This window comes from Citrobacter sp. MGH106, from assembly GCF_001037495.1.
GTDB lineage: Bacteria > Pseudomonadota > Gammaproteobacteria > Enterobacterales > Enterobacteriaceae > Citrobacter > Citrobacter murliniae.
Map to the genome: position 1 here is coordinate 3,276,878 of NZ_KQ089822.1, position 15,862 is coordinate 3,292,739.

16 protein-coding genes are annotated in these 15,862 nt (G+C 53.1%); 8 read left to right on the forward strand and 8 right to left on the reverse strand.

Annotated features, from left to right (window positions below; translation table 11 throughout):
- Positions 1-341: 341 nt before the first annotated feature.
- The 3 genes from purE to mnmH all read left to right on the forward strand — a co-directional run bounded on the left by purE (position 342) and on the right by mnmH (position 3,098).
- Positions 342-851, forward strand: a complete 510-nt coding sequence (gene purE / locus SK36_RS15365) for a 5-(carboxyamino)imidazole ribonucleotide mutase (protein ID WP_045440795.1) — start codon at positions 342-344, stop codon at positions 849-851.
- The gene (gene purK, locus SK36_RS15370) at positions 848-1,915 is read left to right on the forward strand and encodes a 5-(carboxyamino)imidazole ribonucleotide synthase (protein ID WP_045440793.1); all 1,068 of its coding nucleotides are present in this window, start codon (positions 848-850) and stop codon (positions 1,913-1,915) included. The genes purE and purK overlap by 4 nt, the downstream gene beginning before the upstream one ends.
- Positions 1,916-2,012: 97 nt before the next feature.
- Positions 2,013-3,098, forward strand: coding sequence for a tRNA 2-selenouridine(34) synthase MnmH (mnmH, locus tag SK36_RS15375; protein WP_048221919.1), 1,086 nt, complete (start codon positions 2,013-2,015; stop codon positions 3,096-3,098).
- Between the two features lie 54 nt (positions 3,099-3,152).
- Here the strand turns inward: mnmH and SK36_RS15380 are convergent, their stop codons facing one another.
- The 6 genes from SK36_RS15380 to ybbA form a co-directional block, all read right to left on the reverse strand.
- Positions 3,153-3,812 (reverse strand): methionine ABC transporter permease, encoded by a 660-nt coding sequence (locus tag SK36_RS15380; RefSeq protein WP_045440727.1) that lies wholly within the window; start codon positions 3,810-3,812, stop codon positions 3,153-3,155.
- Positions 3,805-4,821 carry a virulence-associated ABC transporter ATP-binding protein SfbB gene (gene sfbB, locus SK36_RS15385; protein WP_045440724.1) on the reverse strand — a complete coding sequence of 339 codons (1,017 nt, stop codon included), beginning with the start codon at positions 4,819-4,821 and terminating at the stop codon, positions 3,805-3,807. Before sfbB ends, SK36_RS15380 begins: the two co-directional genes overlap by 8 nt.
- Before the next feature lie 62 nt (positions 4,822-4,883).
- Positions 4,884-5,714: a MetQ/NlpA family ABC transporter substrate-binding protein gene (locus SK36_RS15390; RefSeq protein WP_045440722.1), complete on the reverse strand. Its 831-nt coding sequence runs from the start codon at positions 5,712-5,714 to the stop codon at positions 4,884-4,886.
- A 301-nt stretch (positions 5,715-6,015) separates the two neighbouring features.
- Entirely contained in the window at positions 6,016-7,149 is a 1,134-nt protein-coding gene (locus SK36_RS15395) for a porin (RefSeq protein ID WP_045449479.1), read from the reverse strand.
- Between the two features lie 186 nt (positions 7,150-7,335).
- Entirely contained in the window at positions 7,336-9,750 is a 2,415-nt protein-coding gene (ybbP, locus tag SK36_RS15400; protein ID WP_048221920.1) for a putative ABC transporter permease subunit YbbP, read from the reverse strand.
- The gene (gene ybbA, locus SK36_RS15405; protein WP_045449477.1) at positions 9,747-10,433 is read right to left on the reverse strand and encodes a putative ABC transporter ATP-binding protein YbbA; all 687 of its coding nucleotides are present in this window, start codon (positions 10,431-10,433) and stop codon (positions 9,747-9,749) included. Before ybbA ends, ybbP begins: the two co-directional genes overlap by 4 nt.
- On the opposite strand from ybbA, the gene tesA reads away from it, so the two are divergent.
- The 3 genes from tesA to SK36_RS15420 are packed head-to-tail and all read left to right on the forward strand — an operon-like array spanning position 10,401 to position 12,740.
- On the forward strand, positions 10,401-11,027 hold the full coding sequence (gene tesA / locus SK36_RS15410) for a multifunctional acyl-CoA thioesterase I/protease I/lysophospholipase L1 (protein ID WP_136345285.1): 627 nt from the start codon (positions 10,401-10,403) through the stop codon (positions 11,025-11,027). The two genes, ybbA and tesA, sit on opposite strands and share 33 nt — an antisense overlap.
- Before the next feature lie 28 nt (positions 11,028-11,055).
- Positions 11,056-11,826 carry an SDR family oxidoreductase gene (locus SK36_RS15415; RefSeq protein WP_045440718.1) on the forward strand — a complete coding sequence of 257 codons (771 nt, stop codon included), beginning with the start codon at positions 11,056-11,058 and terminating at the stop codon, positions 11,824-11,826.
- A 59-nt stretch (positions 11,827-11,885) separates the two neighbouring features.
- Positions 11,886-12,740, forward strand: a complete 855-nt coding sequence (locus SK36_RS15420; RefSeq protein ID WP_045440715.1) for a co-chaperone YbbN — start codon at positions 11,886-11,888, stop codon at positions 12,738-12,740.
- Between the two features lie 66 nt (positions 12,741-12,806).
- Here the strand turns inward: SK36_RS15420 and fetB are convergent, their stop codons facing one another.
- Together fetB and fetA are read right to left on the reverse strand one after the other, a co-directional pair.
- Complete coding sequence (gene fetB / locus SK36_RS15425; protein ID WP_045440713.1) at positions 12,807-13,586, reverse strand: iron efflux ABC transporter permease subunit FetB; 780 nt, start codon at positions 13,584-13,586, stop codon at positions 12,807-12,809.
- Positions 13,573-14,250 (reverse strand): iron efflux ABC transporter ATP-binding subunit FetA, encoded by a 678-nt coding sequence (gene fetA / locus SK36_RS15430; protein WP_045440710.1) that lies wholly within the window; start codon positions 14,248-14,250, stop codon positions 13,573-13,575. Before fetA ends, fetB begins: the two co-directional genes overlap by 14 nt.
- 227 nt (positions 14,251-14,477) lie before the next feature.
- Here fetA and SK36_RS15435 point away from each other — a divergent pair, with 227 nt between their 5' ends.
- Together SK36_RS15435 and SK36_RS15440 are read left to right on the forward strand one after the other, a co-directional pair.
- Positions 14,478-15,395 (forward strand): SPFH domain-containing protein, encoded by a 918-nt coding sequence (locus tag SK36_RS15435; protein WP_045440701.1) that lies wholly within the window; start codon positions 14,478-14,480, stop codon positions 15,393-15,395.
- Complete coding sequence (locus SK36_RS15440) at positions 15,392-15,850, forward strand: NfeD family protein (protein ID WP_045440699.1); 459 nt, start codon at positions 15,392-15,394, stop codon at positions 15,848-15,850. The genes SK36_RS15435 and SK36_RS15440 overlap by 4 nt, the downstream gene beginning before the upstream one ends.
- The last annotated feature ends 12 nt before the right edge of the window (positions 15,851-15,862 follow it).

Genomic DNA, 15,862 nt, shown 5'->3' on the forward strand with positions numbered 1-15,862 from the left:
GCCCCACGATGACACCTTTATCTACGCGCTTCTCAAAAAAGAGTGGAAAGAAGTAACTAAGCCACCGATATATGCACGCTCCTCGCCGACATAACGAAGAAACGCACTTTGACCGGCGGCTAATAACAAAACCCAATGCTTCAATAACCGAAAATCTGCCAATTCCCTACAGCCCAGCGTAACGGCCTGTTTGGCCATGAAAAATCTCCCAGTAAACCCTCAAGGGGATTACATCCAGGCGTTAACATTTCGCTGCGCAACCGTTTTCCTTGCTTGTATATCATGCTATTCTCTCTCGCCTCGAAAGCAGTGTGTTTCGCACCACAGGAGTTTTAAGACGCATGTCTTCCCGCAATAATCCGGCGCGTGTCGCCATCGTGATGGGGTCCAAAAGCGACTGGACTACCATGCAGTTCGCCGCCGAAATCTTCGAAATCCTGGATGTCCCGCACCACGTTGAAGTTGTCTCTGCTCACCGCACCCCCGATAAACTGTTCAGCTTCGCCGAGAGCGCAGAAGAGAACGGCTATCAGGTGATTATTGCCGGTGCAGGTGGTGCAGCACATCTGCCTGGCATGATTGCGGCGAAAACGCTGGTACCTGTTTTAGGTGTTCCGGTACAAAGTGCTGCCCTGAGCGGCGTAGACAGCCTTTATTCCATCGTGCAGATGCCGCGCGGCATTCCGGTTGGCACGCTGGCGATTGGCAAAGCGGGCGCAGCAAATGCGGCACTGCTGGCGGCGCAAATTCTGGCAACCCACGATAAAACGCTACACCAGCGTCTGATCGACTGGCGTAAAGCGCAAACCGATGAGGTGCTGGAGAACCCGGACCCGCGAGGTGCGGCATGAAGCAGGTTTGCATACTTGGTAACGGTCAGCTAGGACGCATGTTGCGTCAGGCAGGCGAGCCGTTGGGCATTGCAGTCTGGCCCGTTGGCCTGGATGCCGAACCTGCGGCCGTCCCCTTTCAGCAAAGCGTGATTACCGCTGAAATTGAGCGCTGGCCGGAAACCGCACTCACTCGCGAGCTGGCCCGCCATCCGGCGTTTGTTAACCGCGATGTGTTCCCGATTATTGCCGACCGTCTGACGCAAAAGCAGCTTTTTGACAAGCTCGGCTTGGCGACCGCACCGTGGCAACTGCTGGCGGATAATAGCGAGTGGTCTGCAATATTCGACAAACTGGGTGAACTGGCAATCGTGAAGCGTCGTGTCGGCGGCTACGACGGTCGTGGTCAGTGGCGTTTACGCGTCAATGAAACTGAACAACTTCCAGACGACTGCTACGGCGAATGCATTGTCGAACGAGGCATAAACTTCTCAGGTGAAGTGTCGCTGGTGGGCGCTCGCGCTCATGACGGCAGCACAGTCTTTTATCCGCTGACCCATAACCTGCATCAGGACGGCATTCTGCGTACCAGCGTGGTATTTCCGCAAGCCAATGCGAAACAGCAGGAACAGGCTGAAGCGATGTTGTCCGCTATTATGCAGGAATTGGGCTATGTCGGCGTAATGGCGATGGAGTGTTTCATCACCCCGGAAGGCTTGCTGATTAACGAACTGGCCCCGCGCGTACACAACAGTGGGCACTGGACGCAAAACGGCGCCAGCATCAGCCAGTTTGAACTGCACCTGCGCGCCATTACCGACCTGCCATTACCCACGCCGGTAGTGAACAATCCTTCGGTCATGGTGAATCTTATCGGTACTGACCTGAACTACGACTGGCTGAAGTTGCCACTCGTACACCTGCACTGGTACGACAAAGAGGTGCGCGAAGGCCGTAAGGTCGGTCACTTGAACCTGACGGACAGCGATACCGCTCGCCTGAGCGCAACGCTGGAAGCACTCATTCCCCTTCTGCCGCCGGAATACGCCAGTGGGATTATCTGGGCGCAAAGTAAGCTGAAGTAACACATAAAATGTCGGGGAAAGGATCTTATCCTTCCCCACTCCCTCTATCAGCGCGTAAAATCCCCTCCATTGCTGTTTTGTATTTTCAGGATTCAACATGAACGATGGAACGGACTATCGTGCGATTCTGCTCGCCGGTACGCCTTTAATCGATGTACGCGCGCCCGTCGAATTTCAACAAGGTGCCATGCCTGGCGCAATTAACCTGCCTTTAATGGATAACGAGGAGCGTACCGCGGTCGGCATCTGTTACAAGCGTCAGGGACCGGAAGCGGCACTCGCGCTTGGGCATCAACTTGTCAGTGGTGACATCCGTCAACAGCGGATGAAAGCCTGGCAAGATGCCTGTCGTCTACATCCTGAGGGATATTTATGCTGTGCGCGCGGCGGTCAGCGCTCGCATATTGTGCAGCAATGGCTGCGCGAATCCGGCATCAATTACCCATTGATAGCAGGCGGGTATAAAGCGCTTCGGCAGGCGGCGATGCAAGTGACCGAAGAACTGGTACAAAAACCCATCATCTTAATTGGCGGCTGTACCGGGAGCGGTAAAACGCAGTTGGTGCAACTGCAGCCGAACGGCGTGGACCTCGAAGGTCTGGCGCACCATCGCGGCTCTTCTTTTGGTCGCACGGTAGAACCCCAACTGAGCCAGGCCAGTTTTGAAAATCTGCTGGCAGTCGAGATGCTGAAAACCGATAGCCGTCAGGACCTGCATCGCTGGGTGCTGGAAGATGAAGGCCGCATGATTGGTGCCAATCATTTGCCCGAATGCTTGCGTGAACGCATGGCTCAGGCATCCATTGCGGTGGTGGAAGATCCCTTTGAGCTGCGTCTGGAACGCCTGCGTGAAGAATATTTCGTGCGCATGCACCACGATTTTACGCAAGCTTATGGGGAAACCCAGGGCTGGCAAGAGTACAGCGAATATCTGCACCACGGTCTGTTCGCTATTCGCCGTCGTCTGGGGTTACAACGCTTCGCAGAGCTCACCGCATTGCTCGATGTTGCTCTGACGGAACAGCAGACTAATGGCAGTACCGATGGTCACATGGGCTGGCTGGTGCCATTACTCAACGAATATTACGATCCGATGTATCGCTATCAGCTGGAAAAGAAAGCCGCAAAAATTGTTTTTCGCGGCACATGGCAGGAGGTTGCCGACTGGGTTCAGGCGCAGTAATAGAATTCGCATGCCGGGCTTAGCTACGCTTGCCCGGCCTGTTATTAGCGCGTATTAATGCCTGTCACGCTTGTCGGCACGTTTCGCCAGCCAGTCGCCAAATACCTGTACGACCTGCACCAGAATAATCAGTGCCACCACGGTGACAATCATCACCTGGGTTTCGTAACGGTAATAACCGAAGCGAATAGCCAGGTCGCCAACGCCACCGCCGCCAACAATTCCGGCCATTGCGGAGTATCCAATCAAACTCACCAGCGTTATCGTCAGTCCACGCAGCAGACCCGCGCTGGCCTCCGGTAGCAAAACCGTACAGATAATACGCATCGGGCTGGCGCCAAATGCTTCTGCCGCTTCAATGATTCCTTTATCAACCTCACGCAGCGCGCTGTCCACCAGCCGGGCATAGAACGCAATTGCCGCAACAGAGAGCGGTACCGAAGCCGCAATCGGTCCGATGGTATTACCGAGCAGAAACTGCGTTAGCGGCAGCAACAGCACCAACAGGATCACAAACGGCACCGATCGGATGATATTCACCAGCACGGAGCTGAGCAGATAGACAAAACGGTTCTGCCAGAATAAATGCCTGTCAGTAACGAAAATGAGAAAGCCCAGCGGCAGACCGCCAATAATCGCCAGCACCGTCGAGATGCTAAGCATCTGGAAAGTTTCATTGAACGCCAGTGTCAAATCCGGCAATAAATCATCCACGAATCACCTCCACCTGTGCGGTACGTTGACGAATGTGTTCCACGGCGGCATCCACCGCGCCAGGATTATGCGGTGCAGTTAGTTGCACCACTAAGATCCCCAGCGCACGCTCACCGATATACTCAATTTTGCCGTGCAGGATATTCACCGCTACACCAAACTTTACCGCCACTTCAGACAACACCGGCTGTTCTGCCGAGTCGCCGATAAACAAGATTTTCAGCAATTGACCGGGCAGATGTTCCCGCAGCCGTTCCGGGAGCGTCAGATTGAGCGTATGCGATACCAGTTGCTGCGTGAAAGCATGCTGCGGGTGGGCAAAGACATCAAACACTTCGCCTGTTTCCACCACTTTCCCGCCTGACATCACTGCCACACGATCGCAGATAGATTTGATCACATTCATTTCATGAGTGATCAGCACGATCGTGATCCCCAACTGTTGGTTGATCTGTTTGAGCAGAGCCAGAATAGTGGCTGAGGTTTCCAGATCCAAAGCAGAGGTGGGTTCATCGCACAGCAGCACATCCGGGTGGTTGGCAATAGCGCGGGCAATGCCAACACGCTGCTTTTGCCCACCACTAAGCTGTACGGGATAACGGTTAGCCTTATCGGACAGCCCAACCAGTGACAGAATTTCCGTCACGCGCGGTCCGATTTTACTGCGCTCCCACCCGGCTGCTTTCAGGCTGAAGGCGACGTTTTGCGCAACGGTTCGGGTATGCATCAGATTAAAGTGTTGGAAAATCATTCCAATACGCTGGCGGGCCTTACGTAAATGCCCCCCTTCGAGCGCAGAGATTTCTACTCCGTTAACCTTTACGCTTCCCTGACTTGGGCGTGTTAAGGCGTTCAGGGTGCGCAAAAGCGTACTCTTTCCCGCACCGCTGGTACCGACAATGCCAAATATCTCACCCGCGCCGATACGCAGGCTGACGTCATCAACCGCCCTTGTTGACGGCCCACGGCCTGCGGTGAAATCCACGCAAACCTTATCTATCTCAATCATAGCCACCTCAGAAATGCGAAAAGGGCAGTCATCGCTGCCCTGTTAAACCTTTTGCGCAGCGATTATTTGGCTGCCGACATCCATTCCGGTTTCTGGAAGGCACTGTAGATATTTTTCGGATCGTCAATCACCGCACGATAGGCCGGAGATTTCACCGCCTCAACGATATCTTTAGCGAACGGTTTATCCGCATCTTCAGTGCGTACCGCGATGATATTTTTCAGGTTCTCATCCAGATGTTCCTGCTTAATGGCACTGGAGAGATCCAGTTTTGCCGCGACAGCAAAGTTGCCGTTGACCAGCGCCCCGGTTACGCCATCCAGCGTACGCGGCAGTTGCGCGGCTTCCAGCGGCTTAAAGATCAACCCCTTCGGGTTGCTGGCAATATCGCGCTCGGAAGCTTTGGTCGGATCGATATTGTCTTTAATGGTGATCAGATCGATTGATTGCAGGAAGCGCAGACCACGAGCCAGGTTGGTCGGATCGTTTGACAGGGTGATGACATCCCCTTTCTTCAGCTCATCCAGGCTTTTGATTTTATGCGAGTAAAAACCCATTCCGGCCGTAGGGACCACAATGAGCTTGCTCAGTTTCAACCCTTTATCAGCGGTGAATTTGTCAAAATAGAGCGAGTGCTGGAACAAGTTAGCGTCAATGCTACCGTTGGAGAGTGCCATATTCGGCTGGACATAGTCACTGAATTCGCGCACCACTACCTTGTAGCCTTTCTCTTTCAGCGTCGGGGCAATGGCCTGTTTCACCATATCACCATATGGACCCGGCGCAACACCGAACACGATGGTGTGCGGATCGCTATTCGCATGAGCAAACTGTAATCCACAGGCCAACAACAGTACCCCGCTCGCGACGCGTAAACTCTGACGCAATCCCATAACTTCTCCATTTTAACGTTGTGATGTAATGTCCCACGCCGTTCATGCGGCGTTGTTTTTTTTGGCCTGCTTAACAGGCTGATTCTTAACATGACACAGATCACAGCCTGCTGCCCTTGAAATTATTTCATGATGTTGCGAAGTATGTCGTTGAATGAGTAAGGAAGGCGCTTATGCAAGTTTCAGGAATGAATAGTTGAAAAACGAAAAAGCCGGATAGCATCATCCGGCTTATAGGCGGCGCCTGGTCAAATACCCGATTAGCATCGCACCATCGGGCATCTGTTTTAGCAGGGCGTTCTTAGAAATCGTAGCGCAGACGCACCAGGTTCATGTCGCCCAGGTTGTCGGTGCTGGAGGTAAAGACGTGTTCGTAATCCACACGGAAACCATAATCCAGCTGGAAGCTGATACCCAACCCATTGTCGGTACGCAGATAGTTACGACCATTCACGTATTCGATACGGTCGCCCATGAAGTAAGGCTGGATGGATTTAACCGCATACTGACCAACCGGGAATGTGTAACCAGCAAAGTATTCCAGACCCCATGCGTCACCAGCAAAGTAGTCGTTAACCGATACTTTTTTGGTGGTCATGAAGTTTTGGTACCAGCCGCCACCCAGTGAGAAGGTCCAGTTGTCCGGTTTCCAGCTCAGTGCGGTACCAACGATGTTCTGATCGTAAGTTTTGCTACTGTTGCCGCGCATTTCCGCACGGGTATAGTTCCACGCGGTACCCCAGGTTAAGTCATCAGTGATGTGGTAATCCACGCCCAGAGAGCCACCACCTTTACGCTTGTAGCGCAGGCCGTTATTCGGGTTGTAATCATCGCTGAACAGATAAGAAGCGTAGAGATCAACATCCCCAACAGCTTTCTTATACTTCAGAGACTTACGCGTGCGATATGAGCCATCGTAGTCGCCATTAATACCGTTACCTGGCGCCTGACCGATCATGTCGTAGTCCCAGATATCCGTTTTCGCACCGACCACATCATAGTAAATGCTGTTCTGTTGACCGAAGGTCAGTGTACCCCAGGTCGCGCTTTTCAGACCGGTGTACAGCATACGACGCGTGGTATCGTTGGCGCCGTCAGCGTAGTGATTATCCCAGTTGAACATGGCCGGGAAGTTAACGCCCAGCTCGTAGTAGCTCACCCAACTGATGTCATCAAACAGATAGTAGTCAGCAGCAAAGCGGAAACGCGTGCCGCCGTCAAAACCATTACGTTTGTAACCATTCTTACCATCATCGCCAGCCATATTCTGGAACTGTGGACGAATACTCCCGCCGACGGTGAAGTTAAGACGGCTCAGCGGATTGCCCGCCTGCGGATCTTGTTTCAGGACCGTGATTTCCGCCTGAGAAGCGAAAGTCGTTAATGCCACTGCTGCGCCGATCGATACCGCCAGCGCTGTTTTTTTTATAGTCATGGTTTTACCTTGATAGATAGCCTGCCAATTATTCAGCATGCAAATATTAACTTTTATTAACCCTGTCGTGTTGGCGGTTTTTTATTGATTTGTGCTGTTAAATATCAAGGAGTTATCAATTTGTGCCCTATAGAAAAAAATACGCACCGATATAAAAAACCGGTGCGTAATCATCACTGAAATGAATTAATTACTGAATTGTCGGAAGAGTGCTTTACCTTTTAACAGGCGTGCGCCGAGCCATCCGCCACATAATGAGAGCAGCAGCGCCCCGCAAAACGGCAATACTACCCACAGTCGCCAGTCAGGTTCCCATGGGAAGTCAAAGACTTTGGTTTGCAGAACCGCCAGCGCCGTTTCAGCACCAATGGCCGCCACCAGCCCGGAGACCATCCCCAGCATGGCGAACTCGCACCACAGCGTGGTACGCAAAAGTTTCTTACCCGCCCCGAGCGTACGCCAGACCACCAGTTCCTGATGACGCTGGCGCATCCCGACCTGAACCTGGGCCAGGAGCAACAACATGCCGCAGGCAGTTACCAGCACGACCATCACCTCCAGCGCCCGACTGACCTGCTGCAGAACCTGACCAACCTGCTTGAGGATTGCGCCGATATCCAGCAGGCTGACGGTCGGAAACTCGCGATTAAGCTGTGTCAGCATGCCGTTACCGTTCTCCCAGCGAAAACTGGTCAGCCAGCTTTGCGGCTGTCCGTCCAGTGCGCCGGAAGGGAAGATAAAGAAGAAGTTAGGCCGCAGACTTTCCCAGTCCACTTTGCGCAGGCTGCTGACCGTGGCACTGAAATCCTGGGTATCCCCCATAAAGGTCACACGATCGCCGAGCTTCACGTTCAGCCGTTTTGCCAGCCCCTCCTCCATCGATACCTCACCAGCTTTTGGCGGCCAGGTTCCGGCGGTAATCGGGTTATGATCCGGTCGGGTATCCTGCCAGGTCAGGTTCAATTCACGGTTGAGCGCTTCATCCTGATTGCCCTCGGTCGCCTTATCATTAATTGCCGTCAGACGCGCCCGCACAATCGGGTAGAACGACTCAGTAATTATCTGATGCTCAGACAGGAAACCCTTCAGCGGTACAACCTGTTCAGTCGCGATATTGATAAGGAAGTAGTTTGGGCTTTCCGGCGGCATTTGCTGCTGCCAGCGATCGAGCAGATCGCCACGCAGTACCAGCAACAACGCCAGCAGCATAAAGGAGAGTGAAAAGGCTGAGAGCTGGCTCAGCGTTGACCAAGGCTGACGCAACAGTCGGCTGACCGCTAAACGCAGCGGCAGCGAGGTTAACGTCATGCCACGCAGCATGTTGAGCAGCATCCAGCCCAGCACGCCGCACAGTAGCGCCAGTACGACCGCACCAGCCAGCACCGCCCACAGCAGCATACTGCCACCCATCAACCCCGCGAGGAGCGCAACAACAACAACCGAAACCAACGGGAGATAAAATTTCAGCGGCCAGACATTTGCCACCACGTCACGGCGCAGCACCCGCAGCGGCTGCGTGGCCAGTAACAGACGATAAGGACGTAGCCCCACCAGCAGAGAGATAACAGTCATGGTGCCTAATGCCCACAGCCATGGCCACAGACTGGCTGGCGGCAATTCGCCGGGTAATACGGGCCTGAGCAACACCACCAGAACACGCTCAAACAGTAGCCCACATGCTCCGCCGGTTATGCCAGACAGCGCTAGTACCATCAGCCACTGTCCGACAATCAATTTACGCAACTGCGCCCTGCCCGCACCGAGCGTTTTCAAAATCGCCACCAAATCGTACCGACTGCGGCAATAATGACTCATCGCCACCGCAACGGCGGCAACCGCCAGCAGCAACGTTAGCAACGCCGACAACAGGAGGAACTGCTGCGAGCGTTCGAGCGATTTCCCTAACGCCCCTTCATCCTGCTCCAGCCCGTACCAGCGTTGTTCCGGCTTTAGCTGCGGCAACAGCCATTGCTCATACCCTTCCAGTTGCTGCGGCGTACCGCCAAATTTATAACGCCATGTCACGCGGCTTCCCGGTTGGACCGCGCCAGTTTTTGCAACATCCGCCATATTCATCATCAGGCGCGGCGCTATCTGGAACGGGTTAAAGCCGGAATCTGGCTCCTGTACCACTTCTCCGGCAATATGCAGGGTGACGTCACCAACATCGATGGAATCACCGATTTTTAAATTGAGCAGCGCCATCAGGCGCGGAGCCAGCAGTACAGATCCTGGCTGTGGTTTGAGTCCCGGAGGGTTGGTTTGCAAATTACCATACATCGGGTAAACGTCATCCACCGCTTTGACATTCGCCAGTTGCGGAGTATCGGCCGCAAAGGTCATAGTAGCGAAGGTCAGCTGTTCGCCCACCTTCAGGCCACGTTGACGCGCCTCATCAATCCATGATGTTGGCACTTCCCGCGAGCTTTGTAGCGCCCGGTCACCCGCCATAAACTCGCGACTTTGCTGACTCAGCCCTTTTTCCATACGGTCGCTGATGTTGCCCAGCGCCAGCACGCAGGCCACCGCCAGACTCAGCGCCAGCCAGACGATTAATAATGAAGGTGAGCGCCATTCGCGCCAGAACCAGCGTGCGATCATGCCTCCTCCTGCAACTGCCCGTTCACCAGACGTAAACGCCTGTCACAGCGTGCCGCCAGTTGCGGATCGTGAGTCACCAGAATCAGAGTCGTGCCGTGTTCACGGTTGAGGGAAAACAGCAGATCGGCAATTTTGTCTCCGGTTTGTCGGTCCAGGTTGCCTGTTGGCTCATCGGCAAACAGTACGTCAGGGCGCCCGTTAAACGCCCGCGCCAACGCCACGCGCTGCTGCTCACCGCCTGAGAGTTGAGCAGGAAGGTGGTCGAGACGTTTCCCCAACCCCAGTTGCTCAAGCAATGCTTTCGCACCGTCGCGGCTTTTCCCGCTATTTTCCCCCCGCAATAACGCGGGCAACTCAACGTTCTCCAACGCATTCAGGGTTGGAATTAACATGAAGGACTGGAAAACAAAACCGACATGCTTCGCCCGCAGTTGTGCCCTGGCCTCTTCATCCATAGTATGCAACGGCTGTCCTACCAGGCAGACTTCTCCGCCAGAGCCATCGTCCAGACCGGCGAGGATTGCCAGCAGTGTCGATTTTCCCGAGCCCGACTCGCCAATCAACGCAATGGTCTCGGCGCGTTTGACAACCAGTTCAACTCCGGTAAGGATGGATAGCTCGTGATCACCCTGACCGACGGATTTCTTAAGATGATGAACTTCAACAATGTTTTCCGCTGGCATTTGCCCTTCCTGTTCCTGGTCCTGTTAACGTTCCGCGCCGCCGCAGCGGACACGTTATTAATTCTGGGTGACAGCCTGAGTGCCGGATACCGTATGTCAGCCAGCGCGGCGTGGCCAGCGCTACTCCATGATAAATGGCAAACCAAAACATCTGTGGTGAATGCCAGCATTAGCGGCGACACCTCACAACAGGGTCTGTCCCGTCTGCCCGCATTACTGCAACAGCATCAGCCTCGCTGGGTGCTGGTAGAACTTGGCGGCAACGACGGACTACGCGGGTTTCAACCTCAGCAAACCGAACAGACTCTGCGCAAAATATTGCAGGACGTGAAGGCCGCGAATGCCGAACCGTTATTGATGCAAATTCGTCTGCCGGCAAACTACGGTCGCCGTTATAATGAAACCTTTAGCGCTATTTATCCAAAGCTCGCCAAAGAGTTTGATATTCCTCTGTTGCCCTTTTTTATGGAAGAGGTCTATCTGAAACCCCAGTGGATGCAGGATGATGGTATTCATCCAAATCGTGACGCCCAGCCGTTTATTGCCGACTGGATGGCGAAACAACTCACTCCTTTAGTTAACCACGACTCGTAAATCAACGGAGATCCTGACAGGTAAAGTTATGCAAAAATCGGTCTTAATAACAGGATGTTCCAGCGGTATCGGCCTGGAAAGCGCGCTTGAGCTAAAGCGCCAGGGTTTTCAAATTCTGGCAGCCTGCCGTAAGCCTGACGATGTCGCACGTATGAATGGCATGGGATTCACCGGCATATTGCTGGATCTGGATTCGCCAGAAAGTGTGGATCGTGCTGCCGATGAGGTGATCGCCCTGACCGATAATCGTTTGTATGGGATCTTTAACAACGCAGGATACGGCGTGTATGGTCCGCTGACCACTATCAGCCGTGAACAGATGGAACAACAGTTTTCCGCCAACTTCTTTGGCGCGCATCAGCTCACTATGCGCCTGCTGCCTGCCATGTTACCGCATGGCGAAGGGCGGATTGTGATGACCTCTTCAGTAATGGGATTAATCTCCACGCCTGGACGTGGGGCGTACGCCGCCAGTAAATACGCACTGGAAGCGTGGTCCGATGCACTGCGCATGGAACTACGCCACAGTGGAATCAAGGTCAGCCTGATTGAACCCGGCCCCATACGTACCCGTTTTACCGAAAACGTTAACCAGACCCAAAGCGATTCTCCTGTCGAAAATCCCGGCATTGCCGCGCGTTTTACGCTGGGCCCAGAGGCTGTTGTCGCCAAAGTGCGCCATGCTTTTGAAAGTGATAAACCGAAACTGCGCTACCCCGTCACCCTGGTGACCTGGGCAGTTATGCTGCTGAAACGCCTGTTGCCAGGTCGCGTAATGGACAAAATTTTACAGGGCTGAGTTGAAGCCAGCACGTCTGCCCCCATGTAAAAACAAATAGACGAATAGAGAGTGACTCCATGTCCGTACAAAATATTGTCAATATTAACGAATCTAACCTGCAGCAGACCCTTGAGCTGTCGATGACCACACCGGTCCTGTTCTATTTCTGGTCTGAACGTAGCCAGCATTGTCTGCAACTAACGCCGGTACTGGAAAGTCTTGCCGCGCAGTACAACGGTCAGTTTATTCTCGCCAAACTGGACTGCGACGCTGAACAGATGATCGCCTCCCAGTTTGGCCTGCGCGCTATCCCAACGGTATATCTGTTCCAGAACGGTCAGCCGGTAGACGGATTCCAGGGGCCGCAGCCGGAAGAAGTCATTCGCGCACTGCTCGATAAAGTGCTCCCAAGTGAAGAGGAGCTGAAAGCGCGCCAGGCCATTGAGTTTATTGAAGCCGGCAATCACGCCGAAGCGCTGCCGTTGCTGAAAGAAGCCTGGCAGTTATCTAACCAAAGCAGCGAAATCGGCCTGCTGCTGGCAGAAACACAAATCGCGCTTAACCGTTCGGAGGATGCCGAAGCGGTACTGAAAACCATTCCGTTACAGGATCAGGACACCCGTTATCAGGGGCTGGTCGCGCAGATTGAACTACTGAAACAAGCGGCAGATACGCCGGAAATCCAGCAGTTACAGCAGCAAGTAGCGAGCAACCCTCAGGATGCGGCACTGGCAGCACAGTTGGCGTTACAACTGCACCAGGTCGGACGTAACGAAGAGGCGCTGGAACTGCTGTTCAGCCACCTGAGAAAAGATCTTGCGGCCGCAGACGGTCAGGCACGTAAGACCTTCCAGGAAATTCTCGCTGCGCTGGGAACCGGTGATGCGCTGGCATCGAAATATCGTCGCCAGCTGTACGCGTTGTTGTACTAATCTGCGTGATTTTGCCCGATGACGCTTACGCTCATCGGGCCTAGAAAAAACGCATCCGGCATCACATCACGGCTTTTTCAAATGCGTCACCACCAGTTGGTGGCGCGAATTGTAGAATTTCCGGTAAGTGAGATAACAGGCAATAATGGTCGACAGGCTGGCGGTAGAAAGCAGCATAAAGGTCACCATTATCTGATACTTAATTGCTTTTACCGGATCGATACCAGCAAAGATCAAGCCCGACATCATCCCTGGTAAGCTCACCAGTCCCACAGTTTTCGCTGAATCGATCGTCGGGATCAATGACGCACGAATGCTGTCGCGAATAAGCGGCGCAGACGCCACTTTCGGCGTGGCACCGAGGCTCAATTTCTCCTGGATTTGCTGCTGCTCGCTGTTAAACCGCTGCCCCAGGTTGTTGTAACATAACCCGACCGCCACCATCGCATTACCTGCGATCATGCCGGAAATTGGGATCACCTGCATTGGCGCGAATTCGATGGAACCGGACAGAACCAGAACAGCCAGCGTCACTCCCGCTCCCGACGTAATGGCGATAAACGACGAGATAAAGGCTTTATCAATATATTTACTGCGTTTTTGCGCGTTATACGCAGCGTTAAAGCAGATAAACAGCACCATCACTAGAGTCAGAATGCTGTGGTTAACACCAAAGATATATTTCAGCACATAGCCGACGATAATAAGCTGGATCACCGCCCGGCAAACGCTCCAGAGAATATCTTTTTCCAGCGCCAGTTTTTCTTTGTGACTAATCAGTATCGCCACTACCACCAGCATCATCGCTAACGCCAGTGATTCATTGGTAATATTATGCTCGTTCATTGCTTGCTTCCTGCATCTCTCCGGCATGCGGCTGAAGGGTAATGATATTATCCGCATGATTAATTTCATCTTTGTCGTGCGTAACCCACAGCACTGCGATATTTTTCTCGCGAACGTAGCGGTGAATTAATTCATTCACGTTGCGTTTATTGGCCTCATCCAGTGCGCTGGTTATTTCATCCAGCAACAGGATTTTGGGCAGAAACTGCAAATTGCGAATTAATGAGATACGCTGTTTTTCGCCTCCGGAGAGTTCATTAATATTTTTTTTGAGGATCTCCTCAGGCAGTTCAAAGCGGGCCAAGTCGGCCAGAAACGTATCAGGTTCAGGGCGTTTATTGCGGATTTGCCACGGGAAAATAAGGTTATCGTAGACAGTATCGCCAAACAAAGCGGGGGTTTGCGCGCAATAAGAAACCTGCTGACGATAAGCTTCGGGTTTGAGGGTAGTTATCTCCTTTCCCTCAAAAATAATCTCACCGGCACTCGGGCTAATTAACGACGCCACAATCTTCAGTAACGTACTTTTACCGCAGCCGGACTGACCGGTAATCAGCTTAAATTCCCCGGCGTTGAGATTAAAACTGATGTTATTGAGAATTTTCGTCGTTCCCGCCTGCCAGGCGACATTTTTTAACTGAAGCAACATTCTGCTTTCTTCCATTACAGATCCCTTTTTTACATCTTTCGTGCAGACAGTCTATACCCAAAATAATTCGAGTTGCATGAAGGCGGCAAGTGACTGGGGTGAACGAACGTAGCTAACGCACAAGCAACTTGAAGTATGACGGATATATCCCTGTAATTTATTATAGGGGAGCCCACCCTGATTAATCGGGTATAATTTGATTAATCAGGTAGTAAAGGACAGCACAACAGGAGGTTTCATCAATGCTCATTTTTATCCCCATTCTCATTTTTGTCGCGCTGGTAATCGTCGGCGCAGGCGTCAAAATCGTCCCGCAGGGATACCAGTGGACAGTGGAGCGTTTTGGCCGTTACACCAAAACCCTGCAGCCAGGCTTAAGTCTCGTGGTGCCCTTCATGGATAGAATTGGTCGTAAGATCAATATGATGGAGCAGGTTCTCGATATCCCGTCGCAGGAAGTTATCTCCAAAGATAACGCCAACGTTTCTATCGATGCAGTGTGCTTTATTCAGGTGATCGACGCGCCGAAAGCAGCATATGAAGTCAGTAATCTTGAACTGGCGATCATCAACCTGACCATGACCAACATTCGTACCGTTCTCGGCTCCATGGAGCTGGATGAAATGCTCTCCCAGCGTGATAACATCAACACACGTCTGCTGCATATCGTTGATGAAGCCACCAATCCCTGGGGCATCAAAATCACCCGAATTGAGATCCGCGATGTACGCCCACCGGCTGAACTTATCGACGCGATGAACGCCCAGATGAAAGCGGAACGTACCAAACGCGCCTACATTCTTGAAGCCGAAGGGATCCGCCAGGCGGAGATCGTCAAAGCGGAAGGTGAGAAGCAGTCGAAAATACTGAAAGCGGAAGGTGAACGCCAGTCCGCGTTTTTACAGGCAGAAGCGCGCGAACGTTCCGCCGAAGCCGAAGCTCGTGCAACTCAGATGGTTTCGGAGGCGATTGCCGCCGGGGATATTCAGGCGGTGAACTACTTCGTGGCTCAGAAATACACCGAAGCGCTGCAACAAATCGGTTCGTCAAATAACAGTAAAGTGGTGATGATGCCACTGGACGCCAGCAGCCTGATGGGCTCGATTGCCGGCATCAGCGAATTAATTAAGGACAGCGCCAGCGAACGGAAAAAATCATGATAGCGATGATTCTGGTTCACCCACATATCTTCTGGCTTAGCCTCGGTGGTCTGTTACTGGCCGCCGAGATGCTGGGCGGTAACGGTTATCTGCTGTGGAGCGGTGTAGCAGCGGTGATCACCGGTCTGGTGGTCTGGCTACTTCCGCTCGACTGGGCGTGGCAGGGTGCGATGTTCGCCTTGTTAACGTTGCTGGCAGCCTGGCTGTGGTGGAAGTGGCTGGCAAAGCGCGTACAGGAGCAGAAACCAGCTGACAGCCACCTCAATCAGCGCGGGCAGCAGCTGGTCGGTCGCCGGTTTATTCTGGAGACCACGCTGGTGAATGGTCGCGGGCATATGCGCGTTGGCGACAGCTCCTGGCCGGTCAGTGCGAACGATAATTTGACTGCCGGTACGCAGGTCGAAGTGGTTGCCATTGAGGGTATCACCCTGGTTATCAAAGCCGTATCACAATAAATCATACAGGAA